This is a genomic window from Veillonella caviae (genome assembly GCF_003992125.1).
GTDB classification, from domain to species: domain Bacteria; phylum Bacillota; class Negativicutes; order Veillonellales; family Veillonellaceae; genus Veillonella; species Veillonella caviae.
Map to the genome: position 1 here is coordinate 1 of NZ_RQUY01000009.1, position 19468 is coordinate 19468.

At 39.8% G+C, this 19468-nt stretch carries 17 protein-coding genes; 13 read left to right on the top strand and 4 right to left on the bottom strand.

Translation table 11 applies throughout. From position 1 onward, the window contains the following. The 3 genes from EO120_RS04555 to EO120_RS04565 all read left to right on the top strand — a co-directional run. Positions 1 to 2193 (top strand): collagen-flanked surface repeat-containing protein (locus EO120_RS04555; protein ID WP_206512468.1); only part of this gene is annotated, 2193 nt, incomplete at its 5' end. Between the two features lie 87 nt (positions 2194 to 2280). After that, positions 2281 to 3009, top strand: coding sequence for a hypothetical protein (locus EO120_RS04560; protein ID WP_127134302.1), 729 nt, complete (start codon positions 2281 to 2283; stop codon positions 3007 to 3009). A 122-nt stretch (positions 3010 to 3131) separates the two neighbouring features. Continuing rightward, positions 3132 to 4355, top strand: coding sequence for a glycosyltransferase (locus tag EO120_RS04565; protein WP_127134303.1), 1224 nt, complete (start codon positions 3132 to 3134; stop codon positions 4353 to 4355). Between the two features lie 124 nt (positions 4356 to 4479). Here the strand turns inward: EO120_RS04565 and EO120_RS04570 are convergent, their stop codons facing one another. Continuing rightward, complete coding sequence (locus EO120_RS04570; protein WP_127134304.1) at positions 4480 to 5400, bottom strand: diacylglycerol/lipid kinase family protein; 921 nt, start codon at positions 5398 to 5400, stop codon at positions 4480 to 4482. Positions 5401 to 5601: 201 nt separating this feature from the next. Here EO120_RS04570 and EO120_RS04575 point away from each other — a divergent pair, with 201 nt between their 5' ends. Further along, a complete protein-coding gene (locus tag EO120_RS04575; RefSeq protein WP_127134305.1) occupies positions 5602 to 6378 on the top strand; it encodes a GntR family transcriptional regulator in 777 nt (258 codons plus the stop codon). A gap of 240 nt (positions 6379 to 6618) precedes the next feature. Here EO120_RS04575 and EO120_RS04580 read toward each other — a convergent pair whose 3' ends face one another. Beyond that, positions 6619 to 7002 (bottom strand): helix-turn-helix domain-containing protein, encoded by a 384-nt coding sequence (locus EO120_RS04580; protein ID WP_127134306.1) that lies wholly within the window; start codon positions 7000 to 7002, stop codon positions 6619 to 6621. A 253-nt stretch (positions 7003 to 7255) separates the two neighbouring features. Here EO120_RS04580 and EO120_RS04585 point away from each other — a divergent pair, with 253 nt between their 5' ends. From EO120_RS04585 to EO120_RS04595, 3 genes are all read left to right on the top strand, one after another. Continuing rightward, on the top strand, positions 7256 to 7627 hold the full coding sequence (locus tag EO120_RS04585) for a fluoride efflux transporter FluC (RefSeq protein WP_127134307.1): 372 nt from the start codon (positions 7256 to 7258) through the stop codon (positions 7625 to 7627). A gap of 164 nt (positions 7628 to 7791) precedes the next feature. Next, positions 7792 to 8766 carry a molybdopterin-binding protein gene (locus EO120_RS04590; protein WP_127134308.1) on the top strand — a complete coding sequence of 325 codons (975 nt, stop codon included), beginning with the start codon at positions 7792 to 7794 and terminating at the stop codon, positions 8764 to 8766. A 158-nt stretch (positions 8767 to 8924) separates the two neighbouring features. Beyond that, positions 8925 to 9155, top strand: a complete 231-nt coding sequence (locus EO120_RS04595; protein ID WP_127134309.1) for a hypothetical protein — start codon at positions 8925 to 8927, stop codon at positions 9153 to 9155. 124 nt (positions 9156 to 9279) lie between these two features. Here the strand turns inward: EO120_RS04595 and EO120_RS04600 are convergent, their stop codons facing one another. Continuing rightward, a complete protein-coding gene (locus EO120_RS04600; protein WP_127134310.1) occupies positions 9280 to 10146 on the bottom strand; it encodes a metallophosphoesterase in 867 nt (288 codons plus the stop codon). Between the two features lie 91 nt (positions 10147 to 10237). Then, entirely contained in the window at positions 10238 to 11011 is a 774-nt protein-coding gene (locus EO120_RS04605; protein ID WP_127134311.1) for a DUF4931 domain-containing protein, read from the bottom strand. A 181-nt stretch (positions 11012 to 11192) separates the two neighbouring features. Between EO120_RS04605 and EO120_RS04610 the strand changes: the two genes are divergently transcribed. From EO120_RS04610 to EO120_RS09295, 6 genes are all read left to right on the top strand, one after another. Beyond that, positions 11193 to 11681, top strand: a complete 489-nt coding sequence (locus tag EO120_RS04610) for an 8-oxo-dGTP diphosphatase (RefSeq protein WP_127134312.1) — start codon at positions 11193 to 11195, stop codon at positions 11679 to 11681. Between the two features lie 2 nt (positions 11682 to 11683). Further along, positions 11684 to 12859 carry an A/G-specific adenine glycosylase gene (mutY, locus tag EO120_RS04615; RefSeq protein WP_127134327.1) on the top strand — a complete coding sequence of 392 codons (1176 nt, stop codon included), beginning with the start codon at positions 11684 to 11686 and terminating at the stop codon, positions 12857 to 12859. Positions 12860 to 12968: 109 nt separating this feature from the next. Continuing rightward, positions 12969 to 14153 (top strand): metallophosphoesterase, encoded by a 1185-nt coding sequence (locus EO120_RS04620; protein WP_127134313.1) that lies wholly within the window; start codon positions 12969 to 12971, stop codon positions 14151 to 14153. A gap of 214 nt (positions 14154 to 14367) precedes the next feature. Continuing rightward, positions 14368 to 14508, top strand: coding sequence for a hypothetical protein (locus EO120_RS09290; RefSeq protein ID WP_241234883.1), 141 nt, complete (start codon positions 14368 to 14370; stop codon positions 14506 to 14508). Positions 14509 to 14562: 54 nt separating this feature from the next. Continuing rightward, positions 14563 to 16071 carry a ShlB/FhaC/HecB family hemolysin secretion/activation protein gene (locus EO120_RS04625; protein ID WP_241234884.1) on the top strand — a complete coding sequence of 503 codons (1509 nt, stop codon included), beginning with the start codon at positions 14563 to 14565 and terminating at the stop codon, positions 16069 to 16071. A 176-nt stretch (positions 16072 to 16247) separates the two neighbouring features. After that, positions 16248 to 19445, top strand: a complete 3198-nt coding sequence (locus tag EO120_RS09295) for a two-partner secretion domain-containing protein (protein WP_241234885.1) — start codon at positions 16248 to 16250, stop codon at positions 19443 to 19445. Positions 19446 to 19468 lie beyond the last annotated feature (23 nt).

Here is a 19468-nt window from a genome sequence, read left to right on the forward strand (position 1 = left end):
AAAGGCGATACAGGCGCAGCAGGTAAAGACGGCGTAGATGGTAAAAATGCTACGGCTGTTGTTTTAGATAATGGAAATGGAACTCATACCATTACGATTACAGATGGCAATGGTAATCAAACAAGCACAACCGTAAAAGATGGAGCTAAAGGCGATACTGGAGCAAAAGGTGACACAGGTGAAAAAGGCGATACAGGCGCAGCAGGTAAAGACGGCGTAGATGGTAAAAATGCTACGGCTGGTGTTGTAGATAATGGAAATGGAACTCATACCATTACGATTACAGATGGCAATGGTAATCAAACAAGCACAACCGTAAAAGATGGAGCTAAAGGCGATACTGGCGCACAAGGTATCCAAGGTGAAAAAGGTGATACGGGAGCCAAAGGCGATACAGGCACAGCAGGTAAAGACGGTGTAGATGGTAAAAATGCCACTGCTAGTGTGACCAATAATAACAATGGAACTCATACCATTACGATTACAGATGGTGATGGCAATCAAACAAGCACAACCGTAAAAGATGGTGCCACTGGAGCTAAAGGCGAAAAAGGCGATACTGGTGCTAAAGGCGATACTGGTGCACAAGGTATCCAAGGTGCCAAAGGTGATACAGGCGCAGCAGGTAAAGACGGCGTAGATGGTAAAAATGCCACAGCGGATGTAAAAGATAATGGAAATGGAACTCATACCATTACGATTACAGATGGTGATGGCAATCAAACAACCACAACCGTAAAAGACGGAGCCAAAGGCGAAAAAGGTGATACTGGTGCAGCTGGTCAAGATGGGAAAAACGCTACAGCTAGTGTAACTAATAATAATGATGGAACCCATACGATTACGATTATAGATGGTAATGGTAAAGAAACCACAACAATTGTAAAAGATGGCGTTGATGGTAAAAATGCTATCGCTGATGTAATTAATAATGGTGATGGAACCCATACGATTACGATTACAGACGGTAATGGTAAAGAAACCACAACAATTGTAAAAGATGGCGTTGATGGTAAAGACGGTAAAAATGCTATCGCTGATGTAATTAATAATGGCGATGGAACCCATACAATTACAATTATAGATGGCAATGGTCACAAGACCACAACAACCGTAAAAGATGGGGCAACTGGCTATCGTGTGTTTGAAAGTGACAGTGGATCTGATAAACTGGTGACTGTTGAACTTCATGATCCGACTAAGTCATCAACTAATAGTATTTTCAAATTGAATGGTTATATTGATGATAAAGTTTCTGGACATCAAAATATTCACGTTGAAAATAATGAAAATAATGATGGATTTGTAGTTAGAATGGATAAAAACATTCAAAATATCGAATCTATTACTTTCAACAATTCAGAAGGCAATCCAAGTATTAAAATTACTGGGGATAGCATTGATATGGCAGGTAATAAGATTACAAATCTAGCTCCTGGTGAAGCAGGAACTGATGCAGTCAATGTGAATCAATTGCGCGGTTCGTTTAATAAACTAGACAATAAGATTAATCATGCTGGTGCTAATGCTGCTGCTCTTGCCGCATTACATCCTTTGGATTTTGACCCAGATGAAAAGTTAGATTTTGCTATTGGCTATGGTAATTACAGTGGTACTAGTGCTACAGCTATTGGTGCTTACTATCGTCCAAATGAAGATACTATGTTCTCCGTAGGTGCAACTCTTGGTGGCGGTGAAAATATGTTTAATGCAGGTCTTTCTTTCAAAGTTGGTCAAGCTAATCACGTATCTACATCTCGTGTTGCTATGGCAAAAGAAATGAAAGATATGAGAGCTACTATGGCGGCTCAAGATGCTAAGATTGCAGAATTGACAAATCTTGTTAATAAACTGGTAGGCATGAAAGCTATCGACTATGATTTAGAACGAGTATTCCCAGATATTCCTGAAAATCATTGGGCATATGATTATGTATCTACATTAGCAGGTAATGGCATTATTGAAGGGTATCCAAATGGTTACTTTGATGGTAATCGAACCATGACTCGTTATGAAATGGCTGCTGTTATTTACAGAGCGTTACAAAACGGGGCGGCTCAAGATGCAAATATGATGAAAGCATTAAATGAGTTTAAACCTGAATTGGAACGTTTCCGTGTAGATACTATATCTAAACATAAAGATGGAACACCAGATATTCAACGGGTTCGCGTAATCAAAGATCGTGGGTAATCCTTGAATTTGTGTATCGCTTCGCCTCAAATTGAGGCGAAGTAGGTACTTTCCGACTGTAAATGTGAAAGGAGTCATAGTTAGCCTATGTTAAAAAAAGTAAGATCTTTACTAGTTTGTGCAGCAAGTATATTGGCCTTTACCTCTGTATCGCAAGCTATTATCGCGGCGGACATCAATCAGGAATCGATTACACTTCGCGGTCAAATCGAAGGGTATTATAATAATGAACTTCCTCGGTTTGTTACAGAAGAGGGACGAACATATGCATTTTCGATGAAACATTCTGGTGCGATGTTGAGTTATCAGCCTTTTGTAGGGGAAGGATATATTGATACTAATCAACTGATGACAAATGGGGATCCTGTATTTATTGTTAAAAAGGTTGTGTATGATGATCCAACACCTAATGTAGTTGCTACAAGTATTTTGCCTAAACAAAAGGTAAATACAGTAGAACAGGGGATATCTAGTTTTAATAGTCGTGATCCTGGATATTATCATGCACCTATTGTGAGTGCTTCGGCAGATCAATACCAGCAAAATACGGGTAATCTTGGCAATCAAGAATTATCTCAATATCAATATGTAGAGAGCCTTGATAATGTGGAAATAGGTAGTAAAGTGTATGTGTTAGGTAGTTTAGTAAAAACAGAAACTGATACACTTATGTCTTTCCGATTGGCCGACAATCGAAATAAAATTTTGGTAAATAGCAACGGGGCCATTATTCCTATAGGGCAACGCGTAACTATTGCAGGTATAGTAAGTGAACCAGGAGTGCTTACTGTAAATCTTGTTTATAGTATGGCTTAATTATCATATGTAGAAAATGTACATGTTAGATGTGAACTCATGTATAGAATCTATATACAACAAAAAGGAACCACTTAAGGGGTTCCTTTTTGTCTATATTTAATATATCTGGAGTATATAGGATGAATACTATTTGTTTGAATATGATTGTTAAAAATGAAAGTCATATTATTGAAAAAACATTAGAAAATCTTTGTCAGTATATTGATTTTTCATATTGGGTAATTTCTGATACTGGTTCAACGGACAATACTGTTGAAATAATTGAGAATTTTTTTGACCAAAAGGAAATTCCTGGTGAAATAGTTTATGATGATTGGAAGAATTTTGCGCATAATCGTAATCGAGCACTAGAACCTTGTACTAATAAAGCAGATTATGTTTTCTTCTTTGATGCTGATGATAGTATACATGGTAATTTTATGTTGCCAGAGACACTTGATAAAGATGCATATTATTTACAAATGAAAAATGAATGGAGCAATACGCTTTACCAACGTTTTTTATTAGTTAAAAATGATGGTAATTTTTATTGGCGTGGTGCATTACATGAATTTTTAGAGTATCGTACACCGATTGTCACCGATATTATAGATGGGGATTACTATGTGACTTCGGGACGGTTAGGGTCTAGAAATACCAATCCTCAGCAAAAATATTTACATGATGCACATGTATTAGAGCAGGCTATTATAAGTAATGAAGATCCAGATTTGATGGCTCGCTATATGTTTTATTTGGGAAACTCGTATCGAGATGCAGAGAATTATGAGAAAGCCGTTGAATGGTATACATTGCGTATTGCCATGGGTGGATGGATCGAAGAAGTTACTTGTGCTTATGAAAATAAAGGTATTGCTTTAGAAGCATTAGGACGGAAGGAAGAGGCTCTGAACACGTGGTTGATGGGATATGATTATAATCCTAAGCGCGCTGAATGTTTATATAATGCAGTTCGACTATTGCGGATGGCTGAAAAATATCGACTAGCATATCAACTAGGCATGATTGCTAAATCCATCCCATTTCCAAAGAATGATATCCTTTTTGTAAAATCTAGTGTGTATTCATATTGGATTTATTATGAACTATCGATTTCAGCTTATTATGTAGAAGAGTTTAGATTTGCTTATCAATGCTGTGAAACAGTACTATTAAAAGATCCTAACAATGATGTCGTCGTAAGGACAACTATTAATAATCTACAGTTTTATAAAGAAGAAGCCATTCATTTTAAAGAGAATTTACCTAAAGTTATATCTATAATAGAAAATTATTTAGAGCGATTTCCAGCAGATCAATCAAAATTTAGTGATACATTAATGTATTTACAACAGCTTTTGTAAGTGTGATGTAGGCCTATTATATTATATGCAGAAAACCGACCATATCCGTGTACAGTGCTTTAGTGTTAATGCAATTTAACACTAAAAGGTACAGTATTCTAGGAAATATGGTCGGTCTTTTTAGTTATAGTAATGATTTTTTCTTTTTATGTTTCACCGGTGCAAATACTTTGAGTACTTGTGGCAATACTTCGATGTCCACCGGCATATATGGGCCTTGATCACCATCCATGTTGGTCGGGAGATCATTTACATCTGTTAATAGTTCAATGTGTGCTTTTTTTACGGTTAATGTGGTGGTGTATCTTGAATTGTAGATAGCGCCACTTAGAATGAGGGGTAATACGCTGAGTATATCGAGAATAAAATATTCTTTGAAAATGATGAGGCGCATGTAACCATCGTCCACAGAGGCTTCTGGCATAAATCGCTCAAAGCTGGATACTACATTGGTAAGTAGTGCTAGCACAAGGGGGGATTTACAAATGAAATCGTCGTCTGCAGTTTTTATGCGGAACGTATAGTCTTTGGTAGTAAATAATGCTTGTCCAGCACGGAGGAAATAAGCTAAAGGGCCTAGAATTTGTTTTTCTTTCGGTGTCACTTCTTCGATAACCTTTGGAATAACGCCAGCAGCGATGTTATTACAGAAATATTTATCGTTGCAGCGACCAATGTCAATGGAACGAACTTGATTAATATCGAGACGTTTAATTGCTTCTAATGGCTTTTGGGGAATACCGAGGGCACGGGACATATCGTTTACGGTTCCTACGGGAATAAACCCAAAGGTACATTTGAAATCGCCCTGAGCGATACCGTTTACAGTTTCGTTTACGGTACCGTCGCCACCCATGCAAAACACGGCATCAAATCCTTCATCACAGGCCGCTTTGGCAAAGCGGGTGGCGTCGTTCGGACCAGTGGTGAATTTTACTTCAATTGTGTCAAAGAACGTACTCAGTTTCCACTGTAAGTCGAGGGCGTAACGGCGTGCCGCACCTCCTCCCGATACAGGGTTGATGATAACCAAACAACGATTCATAGTGATGGATTCCTTACTTTTAAAATGATGACTGTATTCTATAGTAGTAAATTGACAGCCTTATAGACGAGATTTATAATTATAATGTATATGATTAGTGTGGACACATGTATTAGTATATAAAAATGCTTACATTCTATTATACTCATTTTAGGTATTCTTTGAAAGTACGAAAGATGGCGAAGAACTAAAGGGGGCCTTATGGCTAAGAAGATATCGACAGACATAAAAGACAATAAAACGGTTGCTAAGGCAGCCAAGGTTAGTTCTAAAGATACACAACCTGGAGAGGTGCGAGAGGGTCAGAATTTAGTGGACTCTATTGAACGTGTTCCTCTCAGTGAACAAGTGTATATGGCTTTGAAACAGGCTATTCTTACAGGTGAATTATTGCCGCATGAAAAATTAAATGAAGTTAAAATCGCAGAGCAATTAAAGGTGAGTGCTACTCCAGTGCGCGAAGCTTTCAGAAAGTTAGCAAAAGATAATCTTGTAGTCATCGTGCCGTGGAAGGGCGTTACTGTTAAGATGGATACCCCAGAGGAAATCGTTGCACTCTATCAATGCCGTGAAGTTATGGAGGGACTTGGCGCACGCCTTTGTGCCCGCCATGCAACAGCTGCAGAGCTAGAGGAGCTAAAGGTATTATGCAAAGAAATGCATGCCATCGAGGAGGCTACAGAGCGCGTTGAGGTTAACAGTCGTTTTCACAACTTGATTGCTAGATTCTCTCGTAATGAACGAGTGATGGACTATTTAGCAGATTTTAGAGAACGGGTGAATCGCGATATGTATATTAGTTCTTTCAATGCCGTGCGCACTCATGATTGCGATGATGAACATGATCAAATCGTGGATGCCATTGAACGACATGATGAGGTGGCTGCTGAAAATGCTATGCGTCAACACATTAATAATGCTTTTATTTTTAAGCGTGCTAATGCGGAGATTCAAAATAAACAGATTAATGAAGTCTAATGTGGACTGTTTAATGATGTCTGTTATCGTTTGAAATGTGCGGTAGTGAGTTTGTGATAGATTTGATAAACATACTGTGTGCAATCAAAAAGATATATAAAAAGGACCCGAAAGGGTCCTTTATTTTGCAGGGTCTTCGTTAATGATATTGTATTACCTATAAGGGTTTGCATACCTATGATATAGTTTTTTAGAACTAGTGCATCCATTTGATGGGTGCCTTGATAGGATTGTAATTGCTTACCACAATCGGGTACGCTCTAAAAACCGAGCTTGAGCGAGTTTAAAAAATTCTGTTCGTTCATATTGTTCAGATAGGTGTTTGTTGCATAATCTGTAGTCTTGCACGCGTAGGCGCAAGAGTTGGCTAATAGACAAATTGAGGCAATAGGAAATTTTATAGAGCACTTCTAAGGATACGCCACCGAGACCGGGACCTTGTTCTAATTTGCTCAAATAACTACGACTAATGCCTACAAAGGTTGATAATTGCCGTTGGGAAATCCCTAAGGACCTACGAATCATAGCAATTTTATGACCTAAACAAACGTATTGTTGTTGTAATACAGGATCCTGGTAGCGGTTTTTTTGATAAGCCGGCAATGTAGGTGTAGGTTCCTTCATATGTACCTCCTTTCTATTCCCCTCGCTACACTTATAGTATATTGAGGTGCTTCGGTGTTGGCTAATACGTTATTCCTGATAATTATTGGATATATGTGATAATTACACGCATTGTGAAAGCTAACTACTTTTATGTGCTGTATATTTACTTGTAGTTGATTATAATCTATTTTAGACATATTTAGATATATATGTTTATTTGTCATTATGTCAAAGTTCTACAGATTGTTGTTAAAGGTAATGATGAGGTATTATGGGAAAATATATGTTAATCGCCTGTGGGGGCGCTTTTGGTGCGGTGGCGCGGGCTTTGTTAGGGGACTGGGTGCTCGGTAAATGGGGGCCTTATCCGTACGGAACGATGGTAGTGAACCTCATCGGCTGCTTGCTTATCGGCCTCATACTAGGCGCTTATATGAACCATCCTGAGTGGCCACAATGGGCGCGGTACCTCCTCGTTGTAGGCTGTCTCGGCGCTTTTACTACATTTTCTACCTTTGCCTTTGAACTGTTACAGCTCATGATGAAAACTAGCATTACCGATATCTTGTTATATGGTGGTGTTCAGATTGTAGGCGGATTGATACTATGTGCAATTGGTATGGGTATTGCACGTCTTGTATAATTGCGCGCATCTCTATGACAGAGTATTGTATTACAATACATGTATAAGCTGAATTTATAGTAAGTTACTTTTGGTAGTTAAATTTATAGTAGAGTACTTTCGGTCATTAAATTTATAGTAGGTCACTTTCTTGTAGTTAAGAGATTTTTATAAGGACATATACAATGAAACAAATTAGAACGCAAGATGCTGTAGGACACGCATTGATTCACGATATGGTACGCATTGTCATCGGAGAGGTGAAAGATACGCCATTCCGCCGAGGTCATGTGATAACAGAAGACGATATTCCGAAACTTCTAGATTTGGGAAAAGAACATATTTATGTTATGGAACCATCGGACGAAGGATTTCTCCATGAAGAGGATGTAGCCCGTGCTTTATATGATATCGCCGGAGGCGATTATATGCATGACGGTCCTATGGCTCAAGGTAAAATCGAAGCTATCGCCGATGTAGATGGTTTATTAATAGTGAATGTGGAAAAACTACATGCCATCAATAGCATTGGTGAACTCACTATCGTTACAAAATTGAATCATACCCCTGTAAAAGCAGGTGATAAAATCGGGGGTATGCGTTGTATTCCGTTGCTTTTGGAAGAAGAACAAGTAGAAGCGGCTAAACGCATTGGTGGTCCCGTATTGAATATCAAACCGTTTGTGAGAAAAACAATGGGCATCGTTACAACTGGTTCCGAAGTATTTGAAGGACGCATTAAAGATGCTTTCACCCCTATTATCGAAGAACGGTGCGCTGCATTTGGAGTCGAAAAAATCGCCCACGAAATCGTTACGGATAACACGGACGATATTGTGGCTGCTATCTCCAAGGTGAAACAAGCGGGGGCGGATATTATTTTCTGTACTGGCGGTATGAGCGTTGACCCTGATGACCTTACGCCAGGTGCCATTAAACGCTACGCAGATACCGTTGTTACCTATGGTCTACCTGTGTTACCAGGATCCATGGTGTGTATCGCATACTGCGCAGATGGCACTCCAATCCTCGGCGTACCAGGTGGTGTACTATTTAGCAAACCGACTGCTTTTGATACCATTCTGCCACGCCTAGTTGCAAACGATACAATTACAAAAGAAGACTGCATTGACATGGGGCATGGAGGATTTTTGGGGTAATCTTATCAATTGCTTACATATGAATTGAATAGAGAATTATCATCTCAATATGATATAATAATGATGAGATAACACTAAATCATATCATTGTTTTGATTTGATTCTGGTTAATCAAATCAAAATCAAATCAAGATGATTTGATTAATAAAGAGGTAGTAATGAGCCGTATACATAAAGAACATTTACAAGCAGGATATATTTTTGGCGACACTATTAATGGGGAATATATTTATTTACCATCTGGTGAGGTTGGTACAGAACACCCCTTAGCGGTTCTAGAAACACCGACATCTAGAGAAGATATCACCCTTGATGAGGCGGTGCACCGCATTGATCGATTGACATTGAAACGATGTAAACATCCCACATTGGGGAGTAAATCGTTTTAATCCTGTTGAAACGATGTAAATATCTTACATTGTGTGATAGATTATCTTTACGGAACTGAATATTAAAATGCCCCTTGTGACTTTATTCGTATGTCACAAGGGGCATTAGTAGTTTTGTTAGCATTTATAAAATTTTCTGCATTTGGAACTCCGCATAGTCTGCAGAAACTAGCCGTAATTGTGTATTACCAAAGTGTGTTGGTATGCGATGGAACGAATTTTTGTCATGTAAATGACCAAAAATACATATATCTACATGGTAACGTTCTATTAGGTCTGTAAAACCTGATGGAGCGTTATGTTCGTTGAATGGCGGGTAGTGGAGTAATAAAATTCTTGTTACAGGGAGTTGCGACGCAATGTTAGATACTTCAGTATTTGAACATTGATTGCTTACTATTTGGGCATGGGGTTCTTTTTTATAGTCATTTTGCAATGCTACAATAGACTGTTCCATCTCTTGCAAGGCTGCTTCAGTACGTAATAATTCTCTATCGTAAATGGATTGGTCTGTATGGGGCTTAAAATTACAATCCCCAGGGCACATATAGCCTCGAGTTCCACCAAAGGCGATGATTTGTTTCGTTGTGCTAACAGTAGTATCCGAATGTGTAGGGTTTTCTATGCCAGTTGATACATTATTTATATCTACTATTTGTGCCATACCGTGACCCTGCAAAAAATGAATGCTTTCACCCATGGCCTGTTTCATTTTATTCGCTGAGGACCACCAATAATCATGGTTGCCTCGAATCATATATTTTTGGCCATGCATATGGGCAATTTCATGCAAATCGTAAAGCGCCTCGTTTAGACGAAGGGCCCAAGACATGTCACCTACGAGGAATACTATGTCCTCATCTGTAATGGTGGACTGCCAATGCTCCTTGATGCGGTTCCAGTGGTTGTCCCAATGGGGACCGAAAATATTCATTGGTTTCGTTGGCGGATTGCCTGAAAGATGGAGATCGCCAATAGCGTAAATGTTCATAATATCCTTATTAGCCTTTTGTTTCTGGCGATATCGTACCACCCTATAGATGAGGTTGTGGAGCTGTTCAATAGCGACAGGGTACAAAGGATTATGTAGTTAATTCAAAAAAGGGAGTAATGGCCTTCAATATTTGCGCTGCTCGTTCATCATCACAAGTTTGTGTGATTTGATAGCCCACATAGAGAGGTGGTGCTACATAGCGAGGTACGACTTTAATATATTCGTATCCATCATTAAGATCGTAGAAAAAGTAATTGTAGGACTGAGAAAATTGAGCCAAGTTGTGTAATACGAAACGGATTGTTTGTTGTAATCTCAAGGTGATGGCACGGCTTGATGCAGTCGGTTTATAGCGTAGATTATATTCAAAGAACCCGATAATAGGATGGGTAGATAAGGTGATGCGCACATTTTGATCTTCGTGCAATAACCAGCCTTTCATGTGGTCAGGAGTAATGTCTTGATGGTAATCGTAATTCTTAAGACCGATAATTTGGCTGTGCGGATGGCGCAATGAACCGCCTGACATGGGACCGTGATTTTTGAAAAATAATACGGATGTAAATTCTTTTGAGCTCATTGTTTCGCGCCATTTAGCGCGACCAAAATCGATAATGCGTGTTGCTTCATCGATAGGTAAGGTAGATAATTCCCCTTCGTCGCCTTCCGTCTCAATAATTACCGTTGGCCACGTATCGCGGAGTACAGGGAATTTATTCATAAGCCAAATAATATGCCCATCCCTATCGAGGATATCCGTTAGTTTTGACGTATCGCAAAAAGGACAGCGAATCGTTTCATTTTTCATATTAAACGGTTTCGTCCGGCCCATTGCGATGTCGAATATGAGCGGTTCTTTCATAATGGGCCTCCTTGTAGGTGAACAATTAACAGCTATATGATAACAGAATATATAAATAAGAGTGAATGTACCATACTATTTATGTATACAATATATCTATTATGATACCATAAAACCCGATATCCTTCATGAAAAATGGTATAATAGTTACATGATTTTTACCAACATTGAGGGAGGTCTTATGAAACCAACAACATTGGTATTTCCTATTGATTCGGATAATCGCATACTGTTAGGTCGCAAAAAGCGCGGCTTTGGAGCTGATAAATATAATGGATTTGGCGGTAAAATTCAGCGTGGCGAGAACTTCCGCGCCTGTGCTGTTCGCGAATTATATGAGGAATCGGGCATTCGTGTCAGTCCTGATGATTTAGAATGTGTGGCGTTTTTCGATTTTCAATTCCCTTATGATGAAAGCCTTACCCATGTAGGCTATGTGTATTTTGTGCATGTTCACCATGTGACTGCCATCGAATCAGACGAAATGGAACCTCATTGGTTTCATATAGATACTATTCCTTATGAACATATGTGGGCTGGTGATAGAACGTGGTTGCCGCTATTGTTACAAGGTCGTAAATTAAAGGGACCTATCGTATTTGGTCCAGATAATAACGATGTAGCATTTATGAAACTCACTGATGTAGACACGGTGATGGAAAGCGAATGATTATGATAGATGAGAAGAGCCCTCGGTGGGTGCCACAATTACTAGCGTGGTATGATGTAAATAAACGGGATTTACCGTGGCGAGATTGCGGTGATCCCTATAAGGTATGGGTCTCTGAAGTAATGAGCCAACAAACCCGCATTGAAGCAATGAAACCTTATTATGACAATTGGATGCGTTTATTTCCAACCTTAGAAGATTTGGCGAAATCTACTGAAGATGAGGTGGTACATGCTTGGCAAGGTTTGGGTTATTATAGTCGAGCTCGTAATTTACGCCTCGGTGTACAGGATGTGGTTAATAATTATGGTGGTGTAGTACCTCGCAATCGTAAAGATATGGAATCACTAAAAGGCGTTGGTTCTTATACGGCAGGTGCTGTATTATCCATGGCGTACGGTGAACACGAAGTGGCTGTGGATGGCAATGTACTTCGCATCTACGCTCGGCTGTATGGCGTTGAAGATGATATTCTCAGCACAAAAGGGAAAAAACGGATTACCGAAATTGTAGAGGCTACCTTACCATACGATAGACCAGGGGATTTTAACCAATCCTTGATGGACTTTGGTTCAGCTGTGTGCATACCCAAAACACCACGTTGTGGAGATTGTCCCATTGTTAACATGTGTTATGCATATCAACACAGTATGACTGATACATTGCCTGTACGAATTAAGAAAACAAAAGTTGTAGATGTGCCTGTATGGGTTGGTATCTTCAATTATGGTGATTACTACTTGCTGCACAAGCGTCCTAATCGGGGGTTGTTGCGTTCTATGTGGGAATTCCCATCTGTGGAAAACGCTACATCCTTCGATGATGCGGAACAATTTTTGACTAGATTGGTTGGGGAATTAGGATTTGCATTATCCTTACAACCAGTGATGGTTAAAGAATTGACTCATGTGTTTTCACATCGAAAATGGTTTATGAAGGCCTTTCGTGGTGATTTAGAATTTGTAAATGTAGCGAATCAAATAACCACGCAAAATAATAGCAGTGATAAGGCTTTTGCTACTAGTCAAACCGCCGATTTGATTCATACCACTATAGATATTGGCGTTATTCGACAACAATTACCAAAGGATTGGATGCTCATCAAACGCAGTGAATTTGCTGATTATGCGTGGGCAGGACCACATGGTAAATTGACAGAACTTTGTCCAATCGATTAAGTAATATGGACCTAATTAACAAATTATGATTTACACATGCCCTGCAGAGGGTGTTACTTTATAGATTTCTAGACATATTAGGGCTAGAATTATTGCATAAGGAGAATCTATGCAACAACAATTGATTATTAAAATAGTATTTATCGCTACTTTGGTCATTGCGGTTTTCGCCTTTTGGGCGCTTGTGACGTATTTGTGGAAACCGAAAAAACGATGGCCTAGTTGGGTGGCATATCTCATTTTGATAGCCGCATGGTTTGGTGCTATTCGCTATTATTTCCTGAACCAAGTGGAATTATTCGGAACGCCGCATTATATGTGGTTCAATCTGTTTCGTACTGAAAGCTATGCTTTCATATCTGCCATTTTCTTGTCCGTGCCTGTATGTATCGTATTAGCTATTTTGTACGCTTTAGTGAATCGCATTTCTAACAAAGTACCAGAAGCGGATCGTACAGGCCGTCGTGCTTTTTTTAGAACTGTTGGTACTGTTGTACCGTTGGCTGCTCTTGGTGGTACTAGTTATGCTGCTTTCACGGGACAACGAGATATTATCGTCACCCATGAAAGTTTTGGATACACCAATTTGCCAGAAGGTCTGAAGAACTATAAAATTGTGCAACTCAGCGACATTCATGTGGGCGCTTGTATCGACTTGAATGATTTAGATGAAATACTGCGTCTTGCATTATTAGAAAAGCCGAATCGCGTTGTCATCACTGGTGATCTTATCGATAAAATGAGTTGGTTACCTGAAACATGCGAACGGTTGCGTACATTTGCAAAGCAAATTCCAGACGGTGTTGATTACATCTTGGGAAATCACGAATTCCACCACGATGTACATCGAATCGTTAAGGATATTAAAGCGAAAACGCCTATTAATGTGCTTATTAATAGCAATATTCAAATTATGGGCGGTAAACAGCCAGTATATATTGCTGGCGTGTCTTACGACAACGAGCGCAAAAAAGAAAACCGTGAGGCTATGATTACAAAAGCTCTTTCAGGTATTCCAAAACACGCATTTGTCATCTTCTTAGCACATCATCCAGAATTTTTTACAGAAGCGATAGAGCGAAATGTGCCATTAACATTATCAGGCCATACTCATGGTGGTCAAATCGTTCTCTTTGGTATACCTATTGCGCCAACGGGCGTACCTTATGTGAAAGGTCGTTATACCGAGAAAAATAGCGTGTGCTATGTAAATAATGGGGCTGGGCACTGGTTCCCAATACGTGTGAATTGCCCTCGGGAAATTACGGTGATTACCTTCTTCGATGGTAAATAGGAGGAAGGTTTCTCAAGGCAAAACTAAAGCATATATTAGGGAATTGGTATAAAAGAGATGATATTTTTAGTTAGTTGAATTTATTATATATACTTGGTATATATAGTGGGAAAGTATAATGAATCTTTCTTTACAATGAAAGTTAGAGTATATTATGATGAATGAGTAAATTATGAAAAATGCAGCATATTTATAATTTTTATTGGAGAATACCATGGATTTACGAAAACATGTCCTTCTGAGTATGGGAATGCTAGGATTATCTGTATTAGCTGTACCTTATGTTCATGCCACAGAACCCATATTTCCTATCACTCAACAGGAGCAGTTACAACAAGATCGCTTACGGCAATAGGAACGAGAGCGTAGATTATCTTCGAGTCAAGAACACCCATTAGACAATATAGTAGTGCCAACAGACGTACCTTCTGATGAGAATGGTACGTCTTTTTATGTGTCTAAGATAGAGTTAGAAGGATTGCCTAAGGAGTTATCCTTTTTACAATCTGTAGTTCGGCAAGCAGAAGATAAGAATATGACCGTAGCAGATATTACGAATGTGCGCAATGAATTGCAACGGCGATTAATCAATACAGGCTATGTTACCACGAAAGTCTTTATACCTGAACAGAATCTTAGTTCAGGTACATTGCAGTTTCTAGTAGTACCGGGGCACGTAGAAGATGTTGTATATAGTTCTGAATCTAAGCACATACCTTGGAAGAATGCATTCCCTATTAGACGTGGAGATGTGTTGAATCTACGCAATCTTGAACAAGGGATTGAGCAGATGAAACGGGTGCCTTCTCAATCGATATCGATGAAGTTATTACCTGGTAGCACTATAGGACAGTCTATTGTTGAGCTCAATGTGCAGACCACAAAACCTGTAAGCGGTGCCATTACCTTAGATAATAGTGGCCTTGCATCGACAGGCACATACCAAGCCAATTTCCTCGTATCCTTTGATCAAGCGTTTCGTGCTAATGATACGGTCACCATATCCGTTTCAGGAGACATGAGCGGTGCTGGTAGTATCAAAGGAACTCGTGCACAGAGCTTGAGTTATGTTATCCCTAGTGGAAAGGATACATTCTCCTTTAATTTGTATACATCTCGCTATCATCAGACAATAGCTTCTAATCCTTACGATTTCATTTACAGTGGTAAGACCACAACTATGAAAGCGAAATGGAACCATGTATTTTCACGGTCGCAACGAGACAAATATGCTTATGATATAGCCCTTAGTTTGCGTCATAACCATCGATTTATTAATGATCAAGAAATTCCTGTACAAGCATTACGTACATCGAGCATGGAAATCGGTGTATCGAACCGTAAATATATCGGAAATGCTACCTTATATAGTCGTTTAGGTTTTCAATGGGGCATCGGTGCTTTCGGAGCGCAACCAGAACATAAGGCATCAGTCGCTATGGGCGGTCCTACATCACGGTATCATATGCTTTTACTAGATGTAGATTACCGTAAGCCATTTACTATGGGACATCGACCTGCGTCGTTTACGACGTCATTTCACGGACAATGGGTGACAGGTGGTAAACGGGTGTATAGCGTAGATACTATCAATCTTGGTAATCGTTACACCGTGTACGGCTTTGACGGAGAATACACCCTTATGGGCGATAGCGGTTGGTATGTACGCAATGAATTATCATCGGTGATTCCGAAATTAAAATCTGAAATATACCTTGGTGTAGATTTTGGTGCCGTCTATGGTAAAAGCACGGAAGCCTTGGTGGGTAGAACTATTGCAGGTGCTGCGTTAGGCATACGAGGTCATTACAAATCAGGATTGATAGTAGATGCCTTTGTGAGTGCACCTATATATAAACCAGAAGGCTATCATACAAAGAGGTTTTATAGTGGATTTACTGTAGGGTATCGGTTTTAGGGGCGATAGGACTTTAAGGAATTAATCTTGCCCTTGTCATTATGATAATAGTTAAGAACTGTAAAGTAGTTAGAGTTTTGTATATGTAGTGTTATATAGCTTATATTACGTTTTTTACAGTGTTGAGAAGATACGTAATATTAGACCTATATTGTTTTAATACCCAGGGAGGTTGTATGTGTAAAACCAATCAAGAACGTCGAACCTTAGGACGAAACATTGTCGCATGGCTCAGTGTCGGTGTGTTTTTGTCGTCTCAGACGATGGCAATGGCAGCGCCTATTATGCCAGATAATCAAGCGCCTATTGCAGAACGTCCCCTTGTACAGGAAACAGCGAACCATATTCCCCTCGTTAATATTACGGCGCCTACCAATGGTGGTGTGTCCATGAATAAGTACGAGCAGTTCAATGTAGAGAGACAAGGGGCTATTTTAAATAATTCCTATACTGTAAGCAAAACGGAATTAGCTGGTTTTGTACAAGGTAACTCTAATATGATAAATGGCACGGCAAAGGTCATCGTAAATCAAGTCACATCAGATACACCCACATCGATGAATGGGTATCTTGAGGTGGCTGGACAACGTGCCTCCGTTGTGGTGGCAAATCCCAATGGTATTGCTGTTAACGGCGGTGGATTCCTTAATACATCGCATGCAGTGCTTACAACAGGTAAACCAGAGTTTGATGCCGCAGGAAATGTAACAAAGTACCGTGTTGAAGATGGTCGTGTTTCTATTAATGGTGCAGGATTAGATGCTAAGACAACGGACTCAGTAGCCATTTTATCTCGTGCAGCAGATATTAATGCAGGCATTTGGGCTAATGAATTAGCTGTACGAAATGGTGTTAACGATGTGGATGCCAATACATTAGATGCTACTTCTATTGAAGGTGCCATTCAACCTGGCAATGGTGCATCTATTAGCACTTCGTCAAGTGGATTAGGATTGACCTCTAGTCATACAAAACCAGTGATAGCTCTCGATGTAGCTGCTGTTGGTGGCATGTACGCCAATCATATATCGCTGGTTGGTACAGAACATGGTGTAGGCGTTAATGTAGCAGGTGTAGTGGCTGGCACACAGTCTGTTTCTCTTGATGCGAACGGTCATGTATCTGTATCTGGCACATTGCAATCTGATAAGGCTTTATCTGCAACAGCCAATGCCATAGATAATAGTCAAACCATTGCCTCTGGCGGTACGCTGGCTATCGACACAAAGGACTTAACTAACACAGGCTTTATTACCTCTGCGGGACATGGACAGTTAAAGGTCGATAATACCTTAGATAATAGACATACCATAGCTGCTGGCGCCAATACAGACGGGGCTATTACGACCAATGGCTCTTTATCTATTGAAACAGGTACATTACGCAATACCGATGCGGTCATCGTATCTGGTGGCACTACGAAGATTCATGGTACAGAAGTGCATAATGTAGAACATGGTCGTATCTATGGGGGAAAGGTAAGTATTGAAGCAGATACGGTAGAAAACCGTAAGAATGTAGCTTTAGAAGCTAAACTCGCTGATGCTATGAAAGACATGAAAACGGCAGAAGATGCCCTTGAAGCCGCTTATGCCGTAGATACTACAGCTTTTAAAACAAAAGCCGAACAAGATGCCTATTTAAACACCATCAAAGAGACATATAAGGAGTATGATATCAAATTAGCGGCTGTGAAAGCGGTACAGTCTGAATTAGAACAGCATACAGGATCTACCATTGCAGGACAAGATGATGTCACTATTAAGGCGAAGAACATTCGTAATGAAGAAAAATCTCTCATCTACAGTGGCAATACAGCGACTTTAATTGGCACAGATAACCTTATCAATCATGGCGGTACGATTGACGTCTTAGGCAAAGGTTTTATTAAAAGCGCAAATTTCCAAAATACAAATAGCTCTTTTACTGCCAAACGTGTGAGCGAACAAGTAGAGAAAGTCCTCAATTCTAATAATCCTGACGACATGTTAGAAACGCAGGAAAATAAGATTCGCATCGATGATGGTGGTCACTCTGAGTCAGGACAAGCATTTCCGGAATCTGAATTTACCGATTTAGGAAGCGGTTACGGTGCGCATCATAGAAATGGTAAAGCTACACCGATGGTTATCTATGATGATGCTATCTATGAACCGGTGGAACAAATCACACCAGATGAAGAACAAGCAGGGGAAACACGCATACCCGATGCCGTGGTAGGAACATTGGCACCCACCTATGCTTATGATGATGAAGTATTTAAAACATTTGGGATTACATCCCTTTCGACGCCTCGTCCAGACTTACCTGGTCCTGAACAAGATGCGTGGGATGCACAGTTTAAACCAATTCTAGCTGCATTGAATGAGAAAATTCAAGAGCATAATGCTAAGGCAAAAGCGTATAACAAACAAATTGCTGGCGTAGCGAGTGAAAAAATAGACCGCTACACGATTATCCGTACTAACACATTGACCTCTCATGAGGAAGTACAAAGCAGCACGGCAGGCGTCGTTCGTTTTGGTGGTGATGTACAATTTGAGGGTAAAGGGACTAATGAAAATAGTCAAATCGCTATTGGTGGTACTTTAACGACAGAGGGGACTATTGACCAAGTAGCGAAACAAGACCAAGAGATGACGCACACCTTTGGCACTACGGAAGCTACGTATACATATAAACGTAAATGGCCTCATAAATCTCGCCGCCGTGGGTATAAGGGCCAAGTATTTATGACGCCACAAGTAGACAAAGGTCATACTATGCCACTAGGTGTAGCTAAACAAGACGATGCAGATAGTACGGCTAACATCTCAGTAGGCGATCAACATCGTAAAGAGGTACAAGATTTCCTCAATCCTTTTGCCGACAACAGCAACAATCATGGAAGTACTGCAAAACCGAATGCTGACAGTAATATTCTGCAGTTACCAACTAGTAGTTTGTATCAAATTCATCCAGATGTAACCGCCAAATACTTGGTAGAAACAGATCCACAATTTGCGAATCGTAAGAACTTCTTGTCCTCAGATTATATGTATCGCGAAATGAAAACAAAACCTGAGCTCATTGAAAAACGCTTAGGCGATGGTCTCTATGAACAAACCTTAATTCGTGAACAAATTGTACATGGTACTGGATTTAGATTCCTTGATGGCTATACCGATGATGAAGCACAGTTTAAAGCGCTTATGGATGCTGGCATTGCGTATGCTAAAGCATCTGACCTAGTACCAGGTGTATCCTTATCTGCTGAGCAAATGGCACATCTCACTAGTGATATGGTATGGCTTGAAAAAGCTACGGTTATGGTGGATGGACAGCCTGTGGAGGTTATCTATCCAAAGGTGTATTTGAAAAACACTAAAGGTTAAACCTCTGCAAGTCATACGGGTAA